The 2,368-nt window shown below is 75.0% G+C and carries 2 protein-coding genes and 1 pseudogene; 1 reads left to right on the top strand and 2 read right to left on the bottom strand.

The genetic code is table 11. The annotated features are described in order from the left end of the window. A pseudogene (locus tag ACSNN7_RS28800) lies at positions 1-662 on the top strand (hypothetical protein); the annotation flags it as partial. Positions 663-686: 24 nt separating this feature from the next. On the opposite strand, the gene ACSNN7_RS28795 reads toward ACSNN7_RS28800, so the two are convergent. Together ACSNN7_RS28795 and ACSNN7_RS28790 are read right to left on the bottom strand one after the other, a co-directional pair. Then, positions 687-1,385, bottom strand: a complete 699-nt coding sequence (locus ACSNN7_RS28795; RefSeq protein WP_436684194.1) for a lysophospholipid acyltransferase family protein — start codon at positions 1,383-1,385, stop codon at positions 687-689. A 171-nt stretch (positions 1,386-1,556) separates the two neighbouring features. Continuing rightward, positions 1,557-2,368: DUF5915 domain-containing protein (locus ACSNN7_RS28790; protein ID WP_436684193.1), on the bottom strand; the 812-nt coding region annotated here is incomplete at its 5' end.

The raw sequence follows: 2,368 nt of genomic DNA, 5'->3' as shown, positions 1-2,368 counted from the left end.
CCGCGCCGGCTCGTCCGCCGAAGCGCCGGGGCCGCCGGCCGGAGGCGGTCACCCCGCCGCCGGGGTGGCAGGCCCCCCGCGGGTACGTCCCGGTGCCCGTGCGGCGTCGCCGGCGCTGGCCCTGGGTGCTGCTGCTCAGCCTGATCTGCTGCTGCGGCTGCCCCGCCTGGTTCGGCAAGCCGATGTGGGAGCAGTACCCGGCCAAGGCCGAACTGCCCGGCCAGGTGGCCGACCTGACGCTGCGCCAGGACGCCGGCAGCCAGGCCACCGCCAAGCGGTTGAAGGCCGAGGTACGGGCGGCGAACCTGCTCTCCGAGGACGTCTTCGCCGGGGTCTACGCCACCGGCGACGGCAAGCGGGTCACCGTCTTCGGTGGCACCGGCTTCCGGTTCAACCCGGAGTCCGATGCGGACGACGAGATGACCCGGCTGACCGAGACCTACCGGCTCGGCACCCCGCAGCCGGTCGAGACCGGGGTACGCGGCCGGTACGAGCGGTGCGCCACGGGCCGGTCGGACGGCACCGACGTGGTGGTCTGCACCTCGGTCGACTACGGCAGCATCACCACCGCCGTCTTCACCCGGCTCTCCGTCGACGACAGCGCCCGCCTGCTGGACGTCCTGCGGAAGGAGATCGTCGCGCCGGCGCCCGCGCAGCCCTGAGCGGCGGCGAGCCGCCGGGGCGGGTCAGACGGCGCCGGGCTCCCCCGCCAGCGGCGGGTGGGCGCGCGGCGGCGCGTAGCGGGGCACGTACTCCTGGCCGGTGAGCTTCTGGATCTCGGCCATCAGCTCGTCGGTCATCGCGCGCAGCGAGGTGCGGTCGTCCGGCCGGCCGGTGAAGTCGAGCGGCTTGCCGAACCGGACGGTGATCTTCGCCCGGCCGGGCCGGGGCACCCGGGCACCGATCGGCTGGGCCTTGTCGGTACCGATCATGCCGACCGGGATGATCGGCACGCCGGCCGCCACCGCCAGCCGGGCCGCGCCGGTACGCCCCCGGTAGAGCCGCCCGTCCGGCGAGCGCGTCCCCTCCGGGTAGACCGCGACCAGGTCACCACCGCGCAGCGCGGGGATGGCGGCGTCGAACGCGGACAGCGCCGCCCGGCCGCCGGCCCGCTCGACCGGGATGGCCCCCAGGCCGGTGAGCACGAACTTGGAGAGGGCGCCCTTGGGCCCGGTGCCCTTGAAGTACTCCGACTTGGCCCAGAAGGCCAGGTGCCGGGGGACGACGGTGCCGAGGAAGAGTTCGTCGGCGACCGAGAGGTGGTTGCCCGCGAAGATCGCACCACCGGTTTCCGGGATGTGCTCCAACCCCTCCACGGTCGGACGGAAGGCCAGCCGCAGCGCGGGCGCCACGGTGAGCTTGCCGATGGTGTAGAGCAGGGGCACTGGTCCTCCGGCGGTCGTGCGTGAACAGGCGGTGTCACGGTAGCGGACGGGTCCACGGGGCACCGCGCGGGTGGCCGGGCCGACCGGCTGCTGAGCGGGCCTGTGAGGGGTGGGCGGGGCCGGTGGTGGCGGCCCGGCGGGACACCGCCGGACCACCACCGCCGAAGTGCGTCATACCCGGCGCACGGCCACCGTCACCCGCTCGCCCTCGCCGACCTCGCCGGCGAACCCGTCGACGCCCTCGGCGAAGTCGACCGTGTCGGCCAGCACCTCCCGGGCCACGAAGTCGGTGTACGCGGACACCGCCGCCCGGACCTCCTCGGAGGCCGACACCGACACCACGATCCGGTCCGAGACGTCCAGATCGGCGTCCCGCCGGGCCTGCTGCACCACCCGGACCACGTCCCGGGCCAGCCCTTCGGCGGCCAGCGCCGGGGTGACCTCGGTGTCCAGCACGACCACGCCCTCGCCGCCGGGCAGCGGCGCGGAGTGCTCGGCGTCGGCGGCGACCAGGCGCAGCTCGTACTCGCCTTCGGCCAGGGTGACGCCGGCGGCGACCGGGGCGCCGTCGACCAGCTCCCACTCCCCCGCCTTGACCGCCTTGATCACCTGCTGCACGGCCTTGCCGACCCGGGGGCCGAGCGCCCGCGGCACCACGGTCAGCACCTGCTGGCAGTAGGCCGACACCTCGTCGGAGAAGACGACCTCCTTCACGTTGACCTCGTCGGCGACCAGGTCGCTGAAGGGGCGCAGCTGCTCCGCGACCGGCGAGGCCACGGTCAGCGTCGACAACGGCAGCCGCACGCGCAGGCCCTTGGCCTTGCGCAGCGACAGCGCCGCCGAGGCGACCGCGCGCACGTTGTCCATCGCGGAGACCAGCTCGTGGTCGGCCGGGAACTCCTGGGCCGACGGCCAGTCGGTCAGGTGCACCGACCGCTCGCCGGTGAGGCCGCGCCAGATCTCCTCGGCGGTCAGCGGCGCGA

Origin of the sequence: Micromonospora sp. URMC 105 (genome assembly GCF_051386295.1) — a bacterium.
In the GTDB taxonomy this organism is placed as follows: Bacteria; Actinomycetota; Actinomycetes; order Mycobacteriales; family Micromonosporaceae; genus Micromonospora.
This window is presented reverse-complemented; position numbering and strand designations above follow the sequence as displayed.